The 542-nt window shown below is 70.5% G+C and carries 1 protein-coding gene and 1 pseudogene; both read left to right on the plus strand.

Going from position 1 to position 542, the window contains the following annotated elements:
• A pseudogene (locus NS220_RS19010) lies at positions 1 to 181 on the plus strand (endolytic transglycosylase MltG); the annotation flags it as partial.
• Positions 175 to 542 (plus strand): shikimate dehydrogenase family protein (locus NS220_RS19015; protein WP_369406718.1); only part of this gene is annotated, 368 nt, incomplete at its 3' end. The pseudogene NS220_RS19010 and the gene NS220_RS19015, both read left to right, overlap by 7 nt.

The raw sequence follows: 542 nt of genomic DNA on the forward strand, positions 1-542 counted from the left end.
CAACGCGGGGGACCTCGCCATCGACGCGGCGATGCACCCGGCGGACGGCAGCTGGTATTACTTCACGACCGTCAACCTGGCAACGGGCGAGACGGTGTTCTCGACCACCTACGCCGACCAGCTCAAGGCCGTCGACCAGTTCCAGCAGTGGTGCCGCGAGAACCCCGACGGCGGATGCTGACCGCGACCCGGCTCGCCGTCTGGGGGGACCCGATCGATCACTCCCGGTCGCCGTCGCTGCACGCGGCGGCGTACCGGGAGCTCGGCCTCGACTGGGACTACGGGCGCGAGCGCGTCGGCGAGGCGGCTTTCCCGACACGGATCGAAGAACTGGATGCCTCCTGGCGCGGCCTGTCGCTGACCATGCCGTTGAAGCAGGTCGCGGCCCGCACCGCCGTCGCGCTCGACGACGACGCCCGCCTGACCGGAGCGGTGAACACGTTCCTTCTCGCACCCGAAGGCCCGCTCGGCTTCAACACCGACGTCGGGGGCTTGGCTCGGGCACTGGACGAGGTCGGCGTGCGAGATCCGGGGGTCATCCG

This window comes from Microbacterium testaceum (genome assembly GCF_001476655.1).
Classification (GTDB): domain Bacteria; phylum Actinomycetota; class Actinomycetes; order Actinomycetales; family Microbacteriaceae; genus Microbacterium; species Microbacterium testaceum_C.